The organism is Klebsiella sp. D-Nf1 (genome assembly GCF_002810515.1).
GTDB classification, from domain to species: Bacteria; Pseudomonadota; Gammaproteobacteria; order Enterobacterales; family Enterobacteriaceae; genus Klebsiella; species Klebsiella variicola.
This window is the reverse complement of record NZ_PIOK01000006.1, coordinates 295,570-313,704: the sequence shown is the minus strand read 5'-3', so window position 1 is coordinate 313,704 and position 18,135 is coordinate 295,570. Positions and strand designations below refer to the sequence as shown.

General features: G+C 57.5%; 18 protein-coding genes. 14 read left to right on the top strand and 4 right to left on the bottom strand.

Features of this window, described 5'->3' with window-relative positions; translation table 11 throughout:
• Window positions 1-94: 94 nt before the first annotated feature.
• Window positions 95-1,285 carry a maltose/maltodextrin ABC transporter substrate-binding protein MalE gene (gene malE / locus CWM54_RS22335; protein WP_061156128.1) on the bottom strand — a complete coding sequence of 397 codons (1,191 nt, stop codon included), beginning with the start codon at window positions 1,283-1,285 and terminating at the stop codon, window positions 95-97.
• Window positions 1,286-1,655: 370 nt separating this feature from the next.
• Between malE and malK the strand changes: the two genes are divergently transcribed.
• The 5 genes from malK (at window position 1,656) to ubiA (ending at window position 6,748) form a co-directional block, all read left to right on the top strand.
• Window positions 1,656-2,765 (top strand): maltose/maltodextrin ABC transporter ATP-binding protein MalK, encoded by a 1,110-nt coding sequence (gene malK / locus CWM54_RS22325; RefSeq protein WP_061156127.1) that lies wholly within the window; start codon window positions 1,656-1,658, stop codon window positions 2,763-2,765.
• An 85-nt stretch (window positions 2,766-2,850) separates the two neighbouring features.
• A complete protein-coding gene (locus tag CWM54_RS22320) occupies window positions 2,851-4,140 on the top strand; it encodes a maltoporin (protein WP_100681897.1) in 1,290 nt (429 codons plus the stop codon).
• Window positions 4,141-4,254: 114 nt separating this feature from the next.
• Window positions 4,255-5,184, top strand: a complete 930-nt coding sequence (malM, locus tag CWM54_RS22315) for a maltose operon protein MalM (protein WP_008807310.1) — start codon at window positions 4,255-4,257, stop codon at window positions 5,182-5,184.
• A 187-nt stretch (window positions 5,185-5,371) separates the two neighbouring features.
• Entirely contained in the window at window positions 5,372-5,869 is a 498-nt protein-coding gene (gene ubiC / locus CWM54_RS22310; protein ID WP_008807309.1) for a chorismate lyase, read from the top strand.
• A gap of 12 nt (window positions 5,870-5,881) precedes the next feature.
• Window positions 5,882-6,748 (top strand): 4-hydroxybenzoate octaprenyltransferase, encoded by an 867-nt coding sequence (gene ubiA / locus CWM54_RS22305; protein ID WP_002884808.1) that lies wholly within the window; start codon window positions 5,882-5,884, stop codon window positions 6,746-6,748.
• Window positions 6,749-6,804: 56 nt separating this feature from the next.
• Here the strand turns inward: ubiA and plsB are convergent, their stop codons facing one another.
• Window positions 6,805-9,228 carry a glycerol-3-phosphate 1-O-acyltransferase PlsB gene (gene plsB / locus CWM54_RS22300; protein ID WP_074387358.1) on the bottom strand — a complete coding sequence of 808 codons (2,424 nt, stop codon included), beginning with the start codon at window positions 9,226-9,228 and terminating at the stop codon, window positions 6,805-6,807.
• A gap of 128 nt (window positions 9,229-9,356) precedes the next feature.
• Between plsB and CWM54_RS22295 the strand changes: the two genes are divergently transcribed.
• The 4 genes from CWM54_RS22295 to CWM54_RS22280 all read left to right on the top strand — a co-directional run bounded on the left by CWM54_RS22295 (window position 9,357) and on the right by CWM54_RS22280 (window position 12,282).
• Window positions 9,357-9,725 (top strand): diacylglycerol kinase, encoded by a 369-nt coding sequence (locus tag CWM54_RS22295; protein WP_004206290.1) that lies wholly within the window; start codon window positions 9,357-9,359, stop codon window positions 9,723-9,725.
• Between the two features lie 122 nt (window positions 9,726-9,847).
• A complete protein-coding gene (lexA, locus tag CWM54_RS22290) occupies window positions 9,848-10,456 on the top strand; it encodes a transcriptional repressor LexA (RefSeq protein WP_016160103.1) in 609 nt (202 codons plus the stop codon).
• A 69-nt stretch (window positions 10,457-10,525) separates the two neighbouring features.
• Complete coding sequence (gene dinF / locus CWM54_RS22285; protein ID WP_100681898.1) at window positions 10,526-11,842, top strand: MATE family efflux transporter DinF; 1,317 nt, start codon at window positions 10,526-10,528, stop codon at window positions 11,840-11,842.
• Between the two features lie 230 nt (window positions 11,843-12,072).
• A complete protein-coding gene (locus CWM54_RS22280) occupies window positions 12,073-12,282 on the top strand; it encodes a CsbD family protein (protein ID WP_004206293.1) in 210 nt (69 codons plus the stop codon).
• Between the two features lie 95 nt (window positions 12,283-12,377).
• On the opposite strand, the gene zur is transcribed toward CWM54_RS22280, so the two are convergent.
• Complete coding sequence (zur, locus tag CWM54_RS22275; protein ID WP_061156124.1) at window positions 12,378-12,893, bottom strand: zinc uptake transcriptional repressor Zur; 516 nt, start codon at window positions 12,891-12,893, stop codon at window positions 12,378-12,380.
• 249 nt (window positions 12,894-13,142) lie between these two features.
• Here zur and CWM54_RS22270 point away from each other — a divergent pair, with 249 nt between their 5' ends.
• The 3 genes from CWM54_RS22270 (at window position 13,143) to pspG (ending at window position 15,112) form a co-directional block, all read left to right on the top strand.
• Window positions 13,143-13,631, top strand: a complete 489-nt coding sequence (locus CWM54_RS22270; RefSeq protein ID WP_100698513.1) for a cupin domain-containing protein — start codon at window positions 13,143-13,145, stop codon at window positions 13,629-13,631.
• Between the two features lie 100 nt (window positions 13,632-13,731).
• Entirely contained in the window at window positions 13,732-14,730 is a 999-nt protein-coding gene (gene dusA / locus CWM54_RS22265; RefSeq protein ID WP_100681899.1) for a tRNA dihydrouridine(20/20a) synthase DusA, read from the top strand.
• A 139-nt stretch (window positions 14,731-14,869) separates the two neighbouring features.
• Complete coding sequence (pspG, locus tag CWM54_RS22260; RefSeq protein WP_012543188.1) at window positions 14,870-15,112, top strand: envelope stress response protein PspG; 243 nt, start codon at window positions 14,870-14,872, stop codon at window positions 15,110-15,112.
• 181 nt (window positions 15,113-15,293) lie between these two features.
• On the opposite strand, the gene CWM54_RS22255 is transcribed toward pspG, so the two are convergent.
• A complete protein-coding gene (locus tag CWM54_RS22255; RefSeq protein ID WP_061156122.1) occupies window positions 15,294-16,277 on the bottom strand; it encodes a quinone oxidoreductase in 984 nt (327 codons plus the stop codon).
• Between the two features lie 141 nt (window positions 16,278-16,418).
• On the opposite strand from CWM54_RS22255, the gene CWM54_RS28815 reads away from it, so the two are divergent.
• Window positions 16,419-16,595, top strand: coding sequence for a hypothetical protein (locus CWM54_RS28815; protein ID WP_162678168.1), 177 nt, complete (start codon window positions 16,419-16,421; stop codon window positions 16,593-16,595).
• Window positions 16,596-16,692: 97 nt separating this feature from the next.
• Window positions 16,693-18,108 (top strand): replicative DNA helicase, encoded by a 1,416-nt coding sequence (gene dnaB, locus CWM54_RS22250; protein WP_008807299.1) that lies wholly within the window; start codon window positions 16,693-16,695, stop codon window positions 18,106-18,108.
• Window positions 18,109-18,135: the final 27 nt, after the last annotated feature.

The following is an 18,135-nucleotide window of genomic DNA, read 5'->3' as shown; positions in this document are numbered from 1 at the left end:
AAAACTTATTTGTCAGGTGGCGCTTCGCTTACCTGACCTACGGTCCGAGCCGCAGTGGTAGGGCGGGTAAGCGCAAGCGCTACCCGCCGTTTTCTTACTTAGTGATACGACTCTGTGCATCCTTCAGTGCAGCATCGACAGTCTGGCGGCCGCTGGCGGCGTTGATAACCGCGGTACGAACGGCATACCAGAAGGCAGACATCTGCGGGATGTTAGGCATGATTTCGCCATTCTGGGCGTTCGCCATGGTGGCGGCGATGCGCGGATCTTTTTCCAGTTTCTCCTGGAAGGATTTCAGCGCGACAGCACCCAGCGGTTTGTCGTTGTTAACCGATTCCAGACCCTGATCGGTCATCAGGTAGTTTTCGAGGAACTCTTTCGCCAGCTCTTTGTTCGGGCTGGCGGCGTTGATACCCGCGCTCAGTACGCCAACGAACGGTTTCGATGGTTTGCCTTTAAAGGTCGGCAGCAGGGTGACGCCGTAGTTAACTTTGCTCTTATCAATGTTAGACCACGCCCACGGACCGTTGATGGTCATGGCGGTTTCGCCTTTGTTGAAGGCGGCTTCCGCGATGGAGTAATCCGTGTCGGCATTCATGTGCTTGTTCTTGATCAGGTCAACCAGGAAGGTGAGACCCGCTTTCGCGCCTGCGCTGTCTACGCCGACGTTTTTCACGTCATATTTGCCGTTTTCAAACTTGAAGGCGTACCCGCCGTCGGCAGCGATCAGCGGCCAGGTGAAGTACGGTTCCTGCAGGTTGAACATCAGCGCGCTCTTACCTTTCGCTTTCAGTGCTTTATCCAGCGCCGGGATCTCTTCCCAGGTTTTCGGCGGGTTCGGTACCAGGTCCTTGTTATAAATCAGGGACAGGGCTTCAACCGCCACCGGATAGGCGATCAGTTTGCCGTTAAAGCGCACGGCATCCCAGGTGAATGGGTAGAGTTTGTCCTGGAACGCTTTGTCCGGGGTGATTTCAGCCAGCAGGCCGGACTGTGCGTAGCCGCCGAAACGGTCATGCGCCCAGAAGATGATGTCCGGGCCATCGCCAGTCGCCGCAACCTGCGGGAACTTCTCTTCCAGCTTGTCCGGATGTTCTACGGAAACTTTAATGCCGGTGTCTTTTTCAAACTTTTTACCCACTTCAGCGAGGCCGTTATAGCCTTTGTCGCCATTAATCCAGATAACCAGCTTACCTTCTTCAATTTTCGCGAGGGCAGAGGCGGAAAACATCATCGTGGTCAGTGCTGACAGCGCGAGGATGCGAGCGCCAGTTTTGATTTTCATATACCCGTCCTATTTGGTGATGTACTCGTGGATACACTTCGGTGGCTTAACGATGATGAGTTTCCTTTTTTAACAACCCCTTTCCATCCTCCCCTGGTCTACGCCCCACCCGCTGGTTGTGTGATCTCCATTGCAAAAACGGCCGTATTGCGTCCTGGAGCACAGAAAAAAGTGCCCAATTTTGTCGTCCCCATCACGAAATCACGCTTCGTCCGCCATCCCCCGTGGCGAGAGGCAATCTCTCATCCTCCCATCTCCTCCCCCATAAAAAAGCCGGGGGGTGGAGGATTTGCCAGCCTAAGGAATGCCGCATAGTCGACCCATCTTGAATGTGTCTTTAAGTGACAGGTTGTAACGAAGGGAGAAGGGCATGGCGAGCGTACAGCTACGAAATGTAACGAAAGCCTGGGGCGACGTGGTGGTATCTAAAGATATCAATCTCGAGATCCAGGATGGGGAGTTCGTCGTGTTTGTTGGACCGTCGGGCTGCGGCAAATCCACTCTGCTGCGTATGATTGCCGGACTGGAAACCGTCACCAGCGGCGATCTGTTCATTGGCGATACCCGGATGAACGACGTGCCGCCCGCTGAGCGCGGCATCGGCATGGTATTCCAGTCATATGCGCTTTATCCCCATCTTTCCGTTGCCGAAAATATGTCTTTCGGCCTGAAGCTGGCCGGCGCGAAAAAAGAGGTCATTAACCAGCGAGTGACTCAGGTGGCTGAGGTCTTACAGCTGGCGCATCTTCTGGAGCGTAAACCGAAAGCGCTTTCCGGTGGTCAGCGCCAGCGTGTAGCGATCGGCCGTACGCTGGTGGCAGAGCCAAGCGTCTTCCTGCTGGATGAACCGCTCTCTAACCTGGATGCCGCCCTGCGTGTCCAGATGCGTATCGAGATCTCCCGTCTGCATAAGCGGCTGGCCCGTACCATGATTTATGTTACCCACGATCAGGTGGAAGCGATGACCCTCGCGGACAAGATTGTGGTTCTGGACGCCGGCCGTGTGGCACAGGTCGGGAAACCGCTGGAGCTCTATCATTATCCGGCTGACCGCTTCGTTGCCGGCTTTATCGGTTCACCGAAGATGAACTTCCTGCCGGTGAAAGTCACCGCGACGGCTATCGATCAGGTGCAAGTAGAACTGCCGAACCGCCAGCAAATCTGGCTGCCGGTAGACAGCGCCAACGTTCAGGTTGGCGCCAACATGTCATTAGGTATCCGCCCCGAGCATTTACTGCCCAGCGATATCGCCGATGTGACCCTCGAAGGTGAGGTTCAGGTCGTCGAACAGCTCGGTCACGAGACGCAAATTCATATCCAGATCCCCGCCATCCGTCAGAACCTGGTTTACCGCCAGAATGACGTGGTGTTGGTAGAAGAGGGAGCCACATTCGCCATCGGTTTGCCGCCAGAACGTTGCCACTTATTCCGTGAGGATGGCACCGCTTGTCGTCGGCTGCATAAAGAGCCGGGCGTGTAAGGCTTCCCATTAAAAAAAAGCGCGAACCCGGCTGGCGGTACACCGGCGAAGCGTTCAAAGAAAAGCAATGATCTCAGGAGATAGAATGATGATTACTCTGCGCAAACTTCCTCTGGCGGTCGCCGTCGCAGCAGGCGTTATGTCTGCTCAGGCGCTGGCTGTCGATTTCCATGGTTACGCGCGTTCCGGCATTGGCTGGACCGGCAGCGGCGGCGAGCAACAGTGTTTCAAAGCGACAGGCGCACAAAGTAAGTACCGTCTTGGTAACGAATGTGAAACCTATGCGGAACTGAAGCTGGGCCAGGAACTGTGGAAAGAAGGGGATAAGAGTTTTTATTTCGATACTAACGTTGCCTATTCCGTGAATCAGGAAGATGACTGGGAAAGCACCTCTCCGGCGTTCCGTGAAGCCAACATCCAGGGTAAAAACCTGATCGACTGGCTGCCGGGCTCCACGCTGTGGGCAGGTAAACGCTTCTATCAGCGTCATGACGTTCACATGATCGACTTCTACTACTGGGATATCTCCGGCCCGGGTGCAGGTCTGGAAAACGTTGACCTTGGCTTTGGCAAGCTCTCTCTGGCCGCTACCCGCAACTCAGAAAGCGGCGGCTCTTACACTTTCTCCAGCGATGACACCAAAAAATACGCAGCGAAAACCGCAAACGACGTCTTTGACGTCCGTCTGGCGGGCCTGGAAACTAACCCGGGCGGCGTGCTGGAGTTAGGTGTCGATTACGGTCGTGCGAACCCGCAGGATGATTATCGTCTGGAAGACGGCGCGTCGAAAGACGGCTGGTTGTGGACTGGTGAACATACCCAGTCTATCTGGGGCGGCTTCAACAAGTTCGTGGTTCAGTACGCGACCGACGCGATGACCTCCTGGAACAGCGGCCACTCTCAAGGGACCAGCATCGATAACAACGGCAGCATGATCCGCGTTCTGGATCACGGCGCGATGGACTTCAACGATGATTGGGGCCTGATGTACGTGGCGATGTACCAGGACGTGGACCTGGACAGCAAAAACGGTTCTACCTGGTACACCGTGGGTGTCCGTCCGATGTACAAATGGACGCCGATCATGAGCACCCAGCTGGAAATCGGTTACGACAACGTGAAATCCCAGCGTACCAGCGAAAACAACAACCAGTACAAAATTACTCTGGCTCAACAGTGGCAGGCAGGCAACAGCGTCTGGTCTCGTCCGGCTATCCGTATCTTCGCAACCTACGCGAAGTGGGATGAAAACTGGGGTTACAGCAACGCCTCCGGTCTGCAGACTAAAGACAGCAGCGGAAGCGGCATGTACACCTCCAGCCGCGGTGACGACAGCGAAGTTACCTTCGGTGCCCAGATGGAAGTGTGGTGGTAATACCGTCCGCAGGACGGGTGTAACCTGGGAGGGGCGTCAGCCCCTCCTGACAATTCAGGGTTAGCGCGCTATTGCCTGGCTACCGCTAAACCGATGCTATCCAAGGTGAGAACAATGAAAATGAAGAAAACTCTCGTCGCTCTGTGTTTATCCGCAGGGATGTTGGCATGCGTGCCGGGAATGAGCCTTGCCGATGTTAACTTTGTCCCGCAGAACACCAGCGCCGCGCCGTCTATTCCAGCCAGCGCGCTGCAACAGCTGATCTGGACGCCTGCCGATCAATCAAAGACGCAGAGCGTTGATTTAACCACCGGCGGTCAACGCCTGGATGTCCCGGGGATCGTCGGACCGGTCGCCGCCTGGAGCGTACCGGCCAATATCGGCGAGCTGACCCTGACGCTCGACAGCGAACTGAACAAACATAAGCAGATTTTTGCGCCGAACGTGCTGATTCTGGATCAGAACATGACGCCAGCGGCGTTCTTCCCCAGCAACTACTTTACCTATCAGCAGCCGGGCGTGATGACCGCCGATCGCCTGGGCGGCGTGATGCGCCTGACTCCGGCGTTGGGCCAGCAGAAGCTCTATGTGCTGGTATTTACCACTGAAAAAGATCTCCAGCAGACCACGACCCTGCTGGATCCGGCGAAAGCCTATGCCAAAGGCGCCGGAAATGCGGCCCCGGATATCCCGGATCCGATCGCTAAACATACCACCGATGGCGTGCTGAAGCTGAAAGTGAAAACCAATAGCACCTCCAGCGTGCTGGTGGGCCCGCTGTTCGGCTCTTCCGGCCCGGGACCGGTGACCGTCGGCAATACCGCCGCGCCGGTAGCCGCGCCAGCCGCCGCAGCCGCTGCGGCGCCGGCAGCCAAAAGTGAACCGATGCTCAGCGATACCGAAACCTACTTCAACAACGGTATTAAGCAGGCGGTGAAACAAGGTGACATCGACAAAGCCCTGAAATTGATGAACGAAGCTGAGCGCCTCGGCTCGAAATCCGCTCGTTCCACCTTTATCAGCAGTGTAAAAGGCAAGGGGTAATCGTCTCCCCACAATGCTGATGTTTAGGCACAGCCTTTAGGTGCATCCTCCGGGATGCACCTTTTTTTGCACGCGCGGCAGCCTGTTGCATGGCTGTTGCGTGAATGATCGTATATTGACGTTTGCCCGCCACCAACCGCCTATTCTGCGATACAATGCTCTCACGTTATGTACCGGAGAATCAGGCATGTCCCATCCTGCGCTTACGCGACTGCGCGCGCTGCGCTATTTTGCCGTTATGCCATCCCTGGCGCCGCCCCTGAGTGACTGGCTGCTGCTGGAGGACTCAATGACCCAGCGCTTTGAGCAACAAGGAAAGCAGGTCACCGTGACCCTGATTAACGAAGGGTATATTGAGCGTGAGGCGCTGACTGACGAAGCGGCGCTGCTACCTGACGAGCCGCGCTACTGGCTGCGGGAGATTATACTCAACGCCGATGGCGAGCCCTGGCTGGCCGGGCGCACGGTGGTGCCGGAGTCGACGCTGTGTGGTCCGGAGCTGGCGCTACAGCAGCTCGGGCAGATCCCGCTGGGCCGATACCTGTTCACGTCGTCGACATTAACCCGCGATTTTATTGAAATTGGTCGCGATGCAGCGCTGTGGGGGCGTCGTTCCCGTCTGCGGCTGAGCGGCAAACCCCTGCTGCTGACCGAGCTGTTTTTGCCTGCGTCGCCGTTGTACTAAGAGGAAGAAAAAATGGAGTGGAGTCTGTCGCAGAATAAGCTGTTGGCGTTTCATCGCCTGATGCGCACTGACAAACCGATCGGCGCCTTGCTGCTGCTGTGGCCGACGCTGTGGGCGCTGTGGGTAGCCTCGCCGGGCGTACCGCCGCTGTGGATCCTGGCGGTATTCGTCGCCGGCGTCTGGCTGATGCGCGCCGCCGGCTGCGTGGTGAATGACTATGCCGATCGAAAATTTGATGGTCACGTTAAGCGTACCGCCCGTCGTCCGCTACCGAGCGGCGATGTTACCGAGAAAGAGGCGCGAACGCTGTTTATCGTACTGGTGCTGCTCTCCTTCCTGCTGGTGCTCACCCTCAACACCATGACCATCCTGCTGTCGGTCGCGGCGCTGGCCCTGGCATGGGTCTATCCGTTTATGAAGCGCTACACTCATCTGCCGCAGGTGGTGCTGGGGGCCGCCTTTGGCTGGTCGATCCCGATGGCCTTCTCGGCCGTTAGCGAATCGCTGCCGCTGAGCTGCTGGCTGATGTTCCTCGCCAACATTCTGTGGGCGGTGGCCTACGATACGCAGTATGCGATGGTGGATCGAGATGACGATGTGAAGATCGGCATCAAGTCGACGGCGATCCTGTTCGGCGAAAACGATCGTCTGATTATCGGTATTCTGCAGGTGGCCGTGCTGGCGCTGATGGGCGCGGTGGGCTGGCTGAATGGGCTGGGCTGGGAATACTACTGGTCGTTATTTGTCGCGGCGGGTCTGTTTGGCTGGCAGCAGAAGCTTATCTTCAATCGCGACCGCGATAACTGCTTCAAAGCGTTTATGAACAATAACTACGTCGGGCTGGTGCTGTTCCTGGGCCTGGCGATGAGCTACCTGTAACCCCTGTCCGCTTCCCCCCGGCATACCGGGGGGAAGCGAGGGCAGAAAACTCCGCGTTACGCGTCGTCCTGCGTGACGCTTTCAATCGTCAGCCGCACATCCGACGTAATCAATTCCGCCAGCATCCGATAAACCTTCAGCGTCTCTTCCGGCTCGGCATCGCCGGTGTCGCTAATGTAGCCTTCGTCGCGCAGGGTCAGCACCAGAGTACTGAACACCGCTTTGTCGAAGAATTCCGGCGCGTTAATGCCATGCAGCACCGACAGACGCTGGGCCACGGTACGACTCTCTTTTTCCAGCGAACTGCGGTTGATCGACGGGTTGGCGCTCAGCAGCCAGAAGGTAATGGCATAGCGCTGCAGCGTCTCGCGCGCGCCAGCGGCCAGCAGTTGCAGGGAGCGAGAGTGCGACGGATTGAGGCTCATCACATCGCCATCGACGACGATCAGCTCCTGACGCAGCATCTCGGCAATCAACGCATCCACCACCCCGGCCAGCTCTGCTTTCTCCCAGCGCAGGAACAGCTCGGCCTTGAGGAACGGATACAGCGTTTCGACATGGCGCAGCACTTCGGTGCGGCTGAGTTGACGATGCTGAGTCACCAGGGCGGCTAACAGCGACGGAATCACCAGCATATGGGCGATGTTGTTGCGATAGTAGGTCATCAGCACCGCCTGCTCGCGCGGCAGGATGATGATATCGCCGATGGTGTCCTTCTCCACTTCGAACTTGTTCATCTGCAGCGCATGGTCGATAAGCTCGCTGGCCGAAGCGGAAGGGGCGGTCGCATCTGGCGAATAGGGCACATTGCGCAGCAGTGCGAGGTAGCACTCCAGCTGTTGGGTCAGTTGCTCACGGGTGAGCGAACGCTGGCGCGAGGCCAGCAGCGCCGTGCAGCACAGGTTCATGGCGTTGGCCGCGCCGGCGTTGTTGATGCGCACCATCAGGTCTGCGGCGATGTTATTCACCGTTGGCGTCAGCCAGGAAGGGCGGATGGCTTCGATTGGGTCGATGGCTTCCCGCCACTCCGGCACATGGTGGTTGAGGTAGGTCATCAGCGGCAACGGTTCGCCGAAGTTGACATAGCCCTGGCCAAGATTGCGCAGCTTACTCAAGCCGCGCACCATCTGCGGCAGGCTCTCTTTCTCTTTAGTGGCGCCGCGCAGCTCTTTGGCGTAGGTTCCTACTTCCATCACGTGCTCATAGCCGATGTAGATAGGCACCAGAGTGATAGGCCGGGTACCGCCACGCAGCATCGCCTGGATGGTCATCGACAGCGTACCGGTCTTCGGATCGAGCAGACGGCCGGTACGGGAGCGGCCGCCTTCGACGAAATACTCGACGGAATAGCCGCGGCTGAACAGTTCGCCAAGATATTCGCGGAACACCGTGGAATAGAGCTTGTTGCCCTTAAAGGTGCGGCGAATAAAGAACGCGCCCAGGCGGCGGAAGATTGGCCCGGCTGGCCAGAAGTTGAGGTTGATGCCCGCCGCGATATGCGGTGGCACCAGGCCCTGATGATACAGAACGTAGGAGAGCAGCAGATAGTCCATGTGGCTGCGGTGGCAGGGGACATAGACAATCTCATGGCCGTCGTGAGCCAGCTGACGCACGCGCTCGGCGTTATGCACGTTGATCCCCTGGTACAGGCGGTTCCAGGTGAAGCCGAGAATGCGGTCGGTCAGGCGGATCATCTCGTACGAGAAGTTCGCGGCAATCTCTTCCATCAGCGCGATAGCGTTCTGCTGAGCCTTCTCGTGAGAAATTTTCTTGCTGCGCGCTTCGTCTTCCACCGCGCGGGCAATCGCTTTCGAGGCCAGCAGTTTATTAAACAGATCCTGGCGGGCCGGCAGACGCGGGCCGACGGCGGCCAGGCGCTGGCGGGCAAAGTGCATCCGGGCGACGCGAGCCAGCTTCTGGGCGATGATCTTATCGGTGCCGTGTTCATCCGCCATGCGGCGCAGCGACACGGAAGGCGAAAAGCGCACAAAGCTGTCGCGGCCAAGCCAGGAGACGGCGAAAAATTTCTGGATACCGTTAAGCATCCGCAGCGGTGGATTGACTTCTCCTTTCTCACGACCCGGCGAGCGGCCGAACATCACCGAGACCGGCACCATTTGCACATCGAGGTCCGGATGGTTGCGGTGCAGATCGAGGTAGTCGTGGAACAGCTTGATGGACTCTTCTTTTGGCGTGTAATAGGTAAATACGCGCGGCCCACCGTGGATGAATACGTAACGCGGCAGCAGCGCGCCGTCGATCTCCAGCGGTTCAAGCGGATCGGGTAAATCATGCGCCAGGCATTGGGCGCGCAGCGTCAGCAGGTCCGCCTTGGAATTATAGGGCAGGACGTACATGACCGGACGCGAGGTATCGAGTCCTAATTCCTGAGCAGGCTCTGCCGGAATAGACTTGCTTTTTACCAGCACCCGTAATGGTAAATTCAGTAATTTATAGTAAATTCGTTGCCAGCCGGACATAAACGATGTGAAGCCTCTGGTTAATCATGCAAATGCGCGGCAAGAATAACAGAAAGTGGGCAAAATTTCCGTTACCACGCGGCAAACGCGTACACTCATCGACGTCATTTACGTAAAAAGGTTTTGTGATGGCCAATAATACCACCGGGTTAACCCGAATCATTAAGGCGGCAGGTTACTCCTGGAAAGGATTTCGCGCGGCGTGGATCAACGAGGCCGCGTTTCGTCAGGAAGGCGTCGCCGCCATCGTGGCCGTCGCGATAGCCTGCTGGCTGGACGTCGACGCCATCACCCGCGTATTGCTGATTGGGTCGGTCCTGCTAGTGATGATAGTCGAAATTCTCAACAGCGCGATTGAGGCGGTCGTGGACCGTATAGGCTCGGATTATCATGAGCTTTCAGGGCGCGCCAAAGACATGGGGTCGGCGGCGGTCCTGCTGGCGATTATCATCGCGCTGATCACCTGGGGAACGCTGCTGTGGAGCCATTACCACTAACGTTCTTCGCTAAGCCTCGCAAAATATAAACAATCTACCGATTTTTGTGTGCCATGTGGTTCCAAAATCACCGTTAGCTGTATATACTCACAGCATAACTGTATATACACCCAGGGGGCGGAATGAAAGCGTTAACGACCAGGCAGCAAGAGGTGTTTGATCTCATTCGGGATCATATCAGCCAGACGGGCATGCCGCCGACGCGTGCGGAAATTGCTCAGCGCTTGGGGTTCCGTTCCCCAAACGCGGCGGAAGAACACCTGAAAGCGCTGGCGCGTAAAGGCGCGATCGAGATCGTCTCCGGCGCATCTCGCGGTATCCGCCTGCTGACGGAAGAAGAACACGGCCTGCCGCTGATCGGCCGCGTCGCCGCTGGCGAGCCGCTGCTGGCGCAGCAGCACATTGAGGGCCACTATCAGGTCGACCCGTCGATGTTTAAACCCAACGCGGATTTCCTGCTGCGCGTCAGCGGCATGTCGATGAAAGACATCGGTATCCTTGATGGCGATCTGCTGGCGGTACACAAAACCCAGGACGTGCGTAACGGCCAGGTGGTCGTGGCGCGCATTGACGACGAAGTGACGGTGAAGCGCCTGAAAAAGCAGGGCAACGTCGTCGAGCTGTTGCCGGAAAACAGCGAGTTTTCCCCTATCGTTGTCGATCTGCGCCAGCAGAGTTTTACCATTGAGGGTCTGGCCGTTGGCGTGATCCGTAACGGAGAATGGCTGTAGCGCCTGCCCCTGCGCAGCGTCATCTGATGCATGACGCTGCGACGTTTTTCCTCAATCAGGTCCCCCATCATGCTGCTCAACGCTGCCGATAAAGCGCTGTGGCGCCTTGCTATCCCGATGATCTTCTCCAACATCACCGTCCCGCTGCTGGGGCTGGTAGATACGGCGGTGATCGGCCACCTTGACAGCCCGGTATACCTCGGCGGCGTCGCGGTCGGGGCGACGGCCACCAGTTTTCTCTTCATGTTGCTGCTGTTTTTGCGCATGAGCACCACCGGGCTCACCGCTCAGGCCTGGGGTGCCAAAGATCCGCTGCGTCTTGCGCGCGCGCTGGTGCAGCCGCTGGCCCTGGCGCTGGGCGCTGGGGCTCTCATCATCCTGTTTCGCCTGCCGCTGATTAATCTCGCTCTGCATATTGTCGGCGGCAGTGAGGCGGTGCTTGAGCAGGCGAGGCGGTTCCTTGAAATTCGCTGGCTCAGCGCCCCCGCTTCGCTGGCCAACCTGGTGCTGCTCGGCTGGCTGCTGGGCGTCCAGTATGCCAGGGCGCCGGTGATTCTGCTGGTGGTCGGCAATCTGTTGAATATTGTACTCGACCTGTGGCTGGTGATGGGCCTGCGGATGAACGTCCAGGGGGCGGCGCTGGCCACGGTTACCGCGGAGTACGCGACCTTGATTATCGGCCTGATGATGGCGAAGCGGGTGCTGACGCTGCGCGGCGTGTCGCTGAGCATGTTGAAAAACGCCTGGCGCGGGGATCTGCGCCGTTTGCTGGCGTTGAATCGGGACATCATGCTGCGTTCCCTGCTGCTGCAGCTGTGCTTTGGCGCGCTGACCGTGTACGGCGCGCGTCTGGGCAGCGACATTGTGGCGGTCAATGCGGTACTGATGACCATGCTGACCTTTACCGCCTATGCGCTGGATGGCTTTGCCTATGCCGTGGAGGCCCACTCCGGCCAGGCCTACGGCGCGCGCGACGGCAGCCAGCTTCTTGAAGTCTGGCGGGCGGCCTGCCGCCAGTCTGGCATGGTGGCGCTGGCGTTTGCCCTGATTTACAGCCTGGCGGGGGAGTACATCATCGCGTTGTTAACCTCGCTGCCTTCCCTGCAGCAGCTGGCCGATCGCTATCTGATCTGGCAGACCATCCTGCCGGTGGTGGGCGTCTGGTGCTACCTGCTGGACGGCATGTTCATCGGCGCGACGCGCGGCGCGGAGATGCGGAACAGCATGGCGGTCGCCGCGGTGGGGTTTGCCGTGACGCTGCTTTCGGTCCCGGTACTTGGCAACCACGGACTGTGGCTGGCGCTGGCGGTGTTCCTCGCCCTGCGCGGCCTGTCGCTGGCGCTGATCTGGCGTCGCCACTGGCGACACGGCACCTGGTTTAGCTAGTCAGTGCCGTTCATCACGGCCATCCATGAATTTCCACGGTTGCGCACCGCTTACCGGGGCAACTCAGTAGCCCGGCGCAGCGCAAGCCGGGAAAATCTCTTCAGCCTTATCCATCGGTATGATGGTTAAAAATTCCGAATAACGAATCGGTACCAGCATTCTCATCTATAGTTAATACCATGTCCGGTACAAAACGGGCTGTAAACCCACCGAATGATGAGGACGTTATCATGAATAAAGACGAAATCGGCGGTAACTGGAAACAGTTGAAAGGTAAAGCCAAGGAACAGTGGGGCAAACTTACCGATGATGATATGACCGTGATCGAAGGTAAGCGCGATCAACTGGTCGGTAAAATTCAGGAACGGTACGGCTATGCGAAGGATCAGGCTGAGAAAGAAGTCTCAGACTGGGAGCATAAGAACGACTACCGCTGGTAGCGTTCCGTGGCTCAAAGAATAAAGCATTTGTGTTAGTGCCTGTCTGAATGGCGTAAGGACGCGCCGTTAACCCTGTTTCCCGCTGCGGCTGACGCTCAGCGGGCTTTCTTTTTCAGCTGAATGGTATGGTCGTGCTGGCAGTGTCCCGGTGTGCTGCAGGCTTCGACTTCCACGCAGTCTGCACAAAGGCCGTGGGCTTCAATCACGTTATGGCGCAGGGCAAAGCCCATTCTGGCCGCTAACGTATGCATGATATCTTCCACCCCTTCCGCCGCTTCTTCCTTCACCACGCCACAGCGGTCACAGATAAACATGGCTGAGCTATGGGTCGGCTGGTCAAAGAGATGGCACAGCACATAGCTGTTGGTTGACTCCACCTTATGAACAAAACCCTGCTCGAGTAAAAACTCCAGCGCGCGGTAAACCGTCGGTGGTTTAGCCTGCGGCTCTTTGTCACGCAGGAGATCCAGCAGGTCGTAGGCGCTGATCGCCCCTTGTTGCAGGCTCATCAGGCGCAACACCTCCAGACGCTGTGGGGTCAGGCGTACGCCGCGCTGCGCACATAGCTTTTCAGCATGCGCTAACATCTCTTGCGAAGGGGTCTTATCCATGAGCATCCTCGGGTTGCGTGAATTTGAATCTGTTACTTTATCACGTTCCTCAGAAAACACCGAGAGCCGGCGGGTGATACGGGTCATACTTCAGATTGTCGGTACCTGCGCCAGCTCCGGGTGCTGGCCGCTGACTTTCGTACAGACCACGCCTTAGTCGATCGCTAAAACCGTCCTGCCCGATTTAATCGCAACACGCCTGACCCAGGGTATGCTATATCTGAAGTGTCTCATTTTCGGGAGAAAACGATGAAACGACCTGATTGCATTCGCCACTGGCGCGAACTGGAAGGGCCCGACGATGCCACTTATCCCGACAGCCCGGAGCGTTTTTCGATTGGCGCGCCGCTGGGGCGCGGTTTACGGCTCAACCGGCTGGGGATACATCACGAGCGACTGCCTCCGGGACGGCGCACCTCTTACCCGCACGCCGAGAGCGATGAGGAAGAGTTCATCTATGTGCTGGAGGGCTATCCGGAGGTATGGATAAACGGCTATCTCTGGAAGCTGGAGCCGGGCGACAGCGTGGGTTTTCCCGCGGGTACCTGCATCTGCCACACTTTTCTCAATAACACCGAGCAGGAGGTTCGTCTGCTGGTGGTGGGTGAGTCCAACAAAAAATACAATCGCATCTATTACCCGCTTAATCCCGGCTATGCCGCGACGCGCCAGGATCGCTGGGTTGACCATCCGCCGCAGTTCTTTGGTCCACACGACGGCAAACCGCGGAAAAAGTAATCGACCTGGGGGAGGGGTGACGCTCGCCGCACTATGCGCCAGTGGTTTATCTTTATGCTATAGTAGCGCCCCTTTTTACCCGGATGCTTATTTATTCGCCATGATGCCTGAATCAACGTCACCTGCTTTCCCTGCTCACCGCTTCTCCATCGCGCCGATGCTCGACTGGACTGACCGACACTGCCGCTATTTCCTGCGGCTGCTGTCGCGGCATACGCTGCTGTATACCGAAATGGTGACCACCGGGGCGATTATTCACGGCAAAGGTGACTATCTGGCCTATAGCGAAGAAGAGCACCCGGTTGCTCTGCAGCTCGGCGGCAGCGATCCGCAGGCCCTGGCGCAGTGCGCGAAGCTGGCCGAAGCGCGCGGCTACGATGAGATCAATCTCAACGTCGGTTGCCCCTCCGATCGCGTGCAGAACGGGATGTTTGGCGCCTGCCTGATGGGCAATGCGCCACTGGTGGCCGACTGTATTAAGGCGATGCGCGATGTGGTGTCGATTCCGGTCACGGTGAAAACCCGTATCGGGATCGACGATCAGGATAGCTATGAGTTTCTGTGCGATTTCATTGAGACGGTCTCCGGCAAGGGCGAGTGTGAGATGTTTATTATTCACGCCCGCAAAGCCTGGCTCTCCGGCCTGAGCCCAAAAGAGAACCGCGAGATCCCGCCGCTGGATTACCCCCGCGTCTGGCAGCTGAAGCGCGACTTCCCCCACCTGACGATGGCGATCAACGGCGGGATCAAATCGCTGGACGAAGCCAGACTGCAGCTTGAACATATGGATGGGGTAATGGTCGGGCGTGAGGCCTATCAGAACCCGGGCATTCTGGCCTCGGTCGACCGCGAAATTTTCGGCATCGCAGGCGCGGATGCCGATCCGGTGGCGGTGGTGCGAGCCATGTACCCGTATATTGAGCGTGAGCTCAGCAATGGCACCTATCTGGGCCATATCACCCGCCATATGCTGGGGCTGTTTCAGGGGATCCCCGGCGCTCGCCAGTGGCGTCGCTACCTGAGCGAGAACGCGCATAAAGCCGGCGCCGATATTGCGGTGCTGGAGCATGCTCTGAAGCTGGTGGCCGATAAACGTTAATTTCTGACGAAAACCTGGTGAAATTGACCACGCCCCGCGCACTGACGCGGGGCATTTTCTTTTAAAGTCAAAGGCTTATGTTTGGCATGCTTTTTGTAATACCTGCAGAGTGAAGTATTCATTCGTTGGGGAGAGAACCATGCTGGAACTGCTATTTGTCATTGGATTTTTTGTCATGCTGTTGGTGACCGGCGTATCGCTGCTGGGGATTATCGCGGCTATCGTGGTCGCTACCGCGCTGATGTTCGTCGGCGGCTTGTTTGCCTTGATGATCAAATTACTGCCGTGGTTGCTGCTGGCCGTGGTGGTGGTGTGGATTATTCGGGCGCTGAAATCCCCGAACGGAAACGCTTTTCGCGACAATAACCGCTGGCGTTACTAAGGTATTGAGGGGTCTGTCACAACCTGAACAATTTTGCAGACAACCGCGTAGGCATTACTGAGCAAATCTGTCACTATTAGCGCGTTAACGAATTCATCGCGCTGTACCCTACATACAGCCGAACTAAAAAAAAGTAAGGGCTTCCCAGGTGGAAGCCCTAAACTTTTGTCCCTCTGTCCGCTTACGGCAGCAGCAGACTCGACCCCTGAGTTACCCGGCTTTCCAGAACTTCATGCGCCCGACGGGCCTCGGTCAGCGGATAGGTCTGACTCTCGGGCACGTCCACTTTAATTACCCCACTGGCGATCAGCGAAAACAGTTCACTGCAGGCTTCCGCCAGCTCTTCCCGGTTGGTGATATAGCCCTGCAGAGATGGTCGGGTGACATACAGAGAACCTTTCTGATTCAGGATCCCCAGATTGACGCCGGTCACCGGGCCGGAGGAGTTGCCAAAGCTGACCATCAGGCCGCGTCGCTGCAGGCAGTCCAGAGAGGCTTCCCAGGTATCTTTCCCCACCGAGTCGTAGACCACGGCCACTTTCTTACCGTCGGTAAGCGCCTTGAGCCGCTCCACGATTTGCTCTTCGCGATAGTTAATCACCTGCCAGGCGCCAGCCTCTTTGGCACGCTGTGCTTTCTGCGCGCTGCCGACGGTGCCGATAAGTTTCGCGCCCAGCGCTTTCGCCCACTGACAGGCAATCAGCCCCACGCCGCCGGCGGCCGCGTGAAACAGGAACACTTCATTAGGCTTAATTTCATAGGTTTTGCGCAGCAGATACCACACCGTCAATCCTTTCAGGAACGATGCCGCGGCCTGTTCGAAAGAGATGGCATTCGGCAGAACCGCGGCTTTGTCGGCCAGCACATTGTGTACCGTGCTGTAGGCGCCGAGCGACGACTGGGCGTACACCACCCGATCGCCTACCTTAATGTGCGTCACCCCGTGGCCGACTTTACTGACGATGCCGGCCGCTTCGGTGCCCAGACCGCTCGGCAGCGACGGCGGTGGATAGAGGCCGCTACGAACATAGGTGTCGATATAGTTGATGCCGATGGCTTTGTTTTCGACCTGAATTTCATGCTCTGCGGGATCGCGGGGCGTGAACTCAACCGCCTGAAGCACCTCCGGCCCGCCGTGTTTTGAAAATTCGATGCGTGTTGCCATGTTCGCTCCTGTGTTGTTCTGAGATTATCCAGTAAGCTTAACAGCCTGCGGCGGCGGTGACGGATTTTCTTACCCGCCATAAGGTCAGGTCGCGCAGAAGGAAAAAGGAGAGAGCCGCCATCGGGCGGACAGGGAGAGTAAATGACGAATTTTCATTACGATGGCCTGGTCATTCTGGCCATTGCGGTAGGCCTGGCACTGGCAGGCCTGATTTGTCTGTTATTTTTTTCGTTAAAAGCAGGGGCAGGCAGAAAATTTTTTATATTTATCTGCATGATAATGCTTATGTTCCTGGTGCTGGCCGTCGTCGGTGGATGAGGCGAGGCTGAACGTATTGCCTGGTCCGGTTCTTTAGCGGCAATGGGTTTCTCGCTATACTGTCACGCTCTTTTCCGTATCGGTGAAATGTTAGGCTATGGCAGGAAATAAACCCTTCAACAAACCACAGACAGAAACCCGCGAACGCGATCCGCAGCTCGCCGGGCTGAAAGTCCCGCCGCACTCGATTGAAGCGGAGCAGTCGGTGTTGGGCGGTTTAATGCTGGATAATGAGCGCTGGGACGACGTCGCCGAACGCGTGGTGTCGGAAGATTTCTATACTCGTCCGCATCGTCATATCTTTACCGAGATGGCGCGTCTGCAGGAGTCAGGTAGCCCGATTGATCTGATTACCCTTGCGGAGTCGCTGGAGCGTCAGGGGCAGCTGGACAGCGTGGGTGGCTTCGCCTACCTGGCCGAACTGTCCAAAAACACGCCCAGCGCGGCGAACATCAGCGCCTATGCTGACATCGTGCGCGAACGCGCGGTGGTGCGCGAGATGATTTCGGTGGCCAACGAGATCGCCGAAGCCGGCTTCGACCCGCAGGGGCGAACCAGCGAAGATCTGCTCGATCTCGCCGAATCCCGGGTTTTCAAAATCGCCGAAAGCCGGGCCAATAAAGACGAAGGGCCGAAAAACATCGCCGATGTGCTCGATGCCACCGTCGCCCGTATCGAACAGCTGTTCCAGCAGCCGCATGACGGTGTCACCGGGGTGAATACCGGCTACGACGACCTCAACAAAAAGACCGCTGGCCTGCAGCCGTCGGATCTGATTATCGTCGCCGCCCGTCCGTCGATGGGTAAAACGACCTTCGCGATGAACCTCGTGGAAAACGCGGCAATGCTGCAGGATAAGCCGGTATTAATCTTCAGTCTCGAGATGCCCTCAGAACAGATCATGATGCGTTCTCTGGCCTCGCTGTCGCGCGTCGATCAGACCCGCATTCGTACCGGTCAACTGGACGATGAAGACTGGGCGCGGATCTCCGGCACCATGGGGATCCTGCTGGAAAAACGTAACATCTACATCGATGACTCCTCCGGCCTGACGCCGACGGAAGTGCGTTCCCGCGCCCGGCGTATCGCCCGCGAGCACGGCGGCATCGGACTGATTATGATCGACTACCTGCAACTGATGCGCGTGCCGTCGCTCTCCGACAACCGTACGCTTGAGATCGCCGAAATCTCCCGCTCGCTGAAGGCGCTGGCGAAAGAGCTGCAGGTGCCGGTGGTGGCGCTGTCGCAGCTGAACCGCTCCCTGGAACAGCGCGCCGATAAACGCCCGGTCAACTCCGACCTGCGTGAGTCCGGCTCTATCGAACAGGATGCCGACTTAATCATGTTCATTTACCGTGATGAGGTTTATCACGAGAACAGCGATCTTAAAGGCATCGCGGAAATTATCATTGGTAAACAACGTAACGGCCCGATCGGCACCGTGCGACTGACCTTTAACGGCCAGTGGTCGCGTTTCGATAATTATGCCGGCCCTCAGTATGACGATGAGTAAACCTCCGTCAGTCTTTTTTTAAGGAAT

Bases quoted from the DNA above. Each gene is read 5' to 3' on its own strand.
- malE (WP_061156128.1), bottom strand. From the start codon at position 1,285: ATGAAAATCAAAACTGGCGCTCGCATCCTCGCGCTGTCAGCACTGACC.
- malK (WP_061156127.1), top strand. From the start codon at position 1,656: ATGGCGAGCGTACAGCTACGAAATGTAACGAAAGCCTGGGGCGACGTG.
- CWM54_RS22320 (WP_100681897.1), top strand. From the start codon at position 2,851: ATGATGATTACTCTGCGCAAACTTCCTCTGGCGGTCGCCGTCGCAGCA.
- malM (WP_008807310.1), top strand. From the start codon at position 4,255: ATGAAAATGAAGAAAACTCTCGTCGCTCTGTGTTTATCCGCAGGGATG.
- ubiC (WP_008807309.1), top strand. From the start codon at position 5,372: ATGTCCCATCCTGCGCTTACGCGACTGCGCGCGCTGCGCTATTTTGCC.
- ubiA (WP_002884808.1), top strand. From the start codon at position 5,882: ATGGAGTGGAGTCTGTCGCAGAATAAGCTGTTGGCGTTTCATCGCCTG.
- plsB (WP_074387358.1), bottom strand. From the start codon at position 9,228: ATGTCCGGCTGGCAACGAATTTACTATAAATTACTGAATTTACCATTA.
- CWM54_RS22295 (WP_004206290.1), top strand. From the start codon at position 9,357: ATGGCCAATAATACCACCGGGTTAACCCGAATCATTAAGGCGGCAGGT.
- lexA (WP_016160103.1), top strand. From the start codon at position 9,848: ATGAAAGCGTTAACGACCAGGCAGCAAGAGGTGTTTGATCTCATTCGG.
- dinF (WP_100681898.1), top strand. From the start codon at position 10,526: ATGCTGCTCAACGCTGCCGATAAAGCGCTGTGGCGCCTTGCTATCCCG.
- CWM54_RS22280 (WP_004206293.1), top strand. From the start codon at position 12,073: ATGAATAAAGACGAAATCGGCGGTAACTGGAAACAGTTGAAAGGTAAA.
- zur (WP_061156124.1), bottom strand. From the start codon at position 12,893: ATGGATAAGACCCCTTCGCAAGAGATGTTAGCGCATGCTGAAAAGCTA.
- CWM54_RS22270 (WP_100698513.1), top strand. From the start codon at position 13,143: ATGAAACGACCTGATTGCATTCGCCACTGGCGCGAACTGGAAGGGCCC.
- dusA (WP_100681899.1), top strand. From the start codon at position 13,732: ATGATGCCTGAATCAACGTCACCTGCTTTCCCTGCTCACCGCTTCTCC.
- pspG (WP_012543188.1), top strand. From the start codon at position 14,870: ATGCTGGAACTGCTATTTGTCATTGGATTTTTTGTCATGCTGTTGGTG.
- CWM54_RS22255 (WP_061156122.1), bottom strand. From the start codon at position 16,277: ATGGCAACACGCATCGAATTTTCAAAACACGGCGGGCCGGAGGTGCTT.
- CWM54_RS28815 (WP_162678168.1), top strand. From the start codon at position 16,419: ATGACGAATTTTCATTACGATGGCCTGGTCATTCTGGCCATTGCGGTA.
- dnaB (WP_008807299.1), top strand. From the start codon at position 16,693: ATGGCAGGAAATAAACCCTTCAACAAACCACAGACAGAAACCCGCGAA.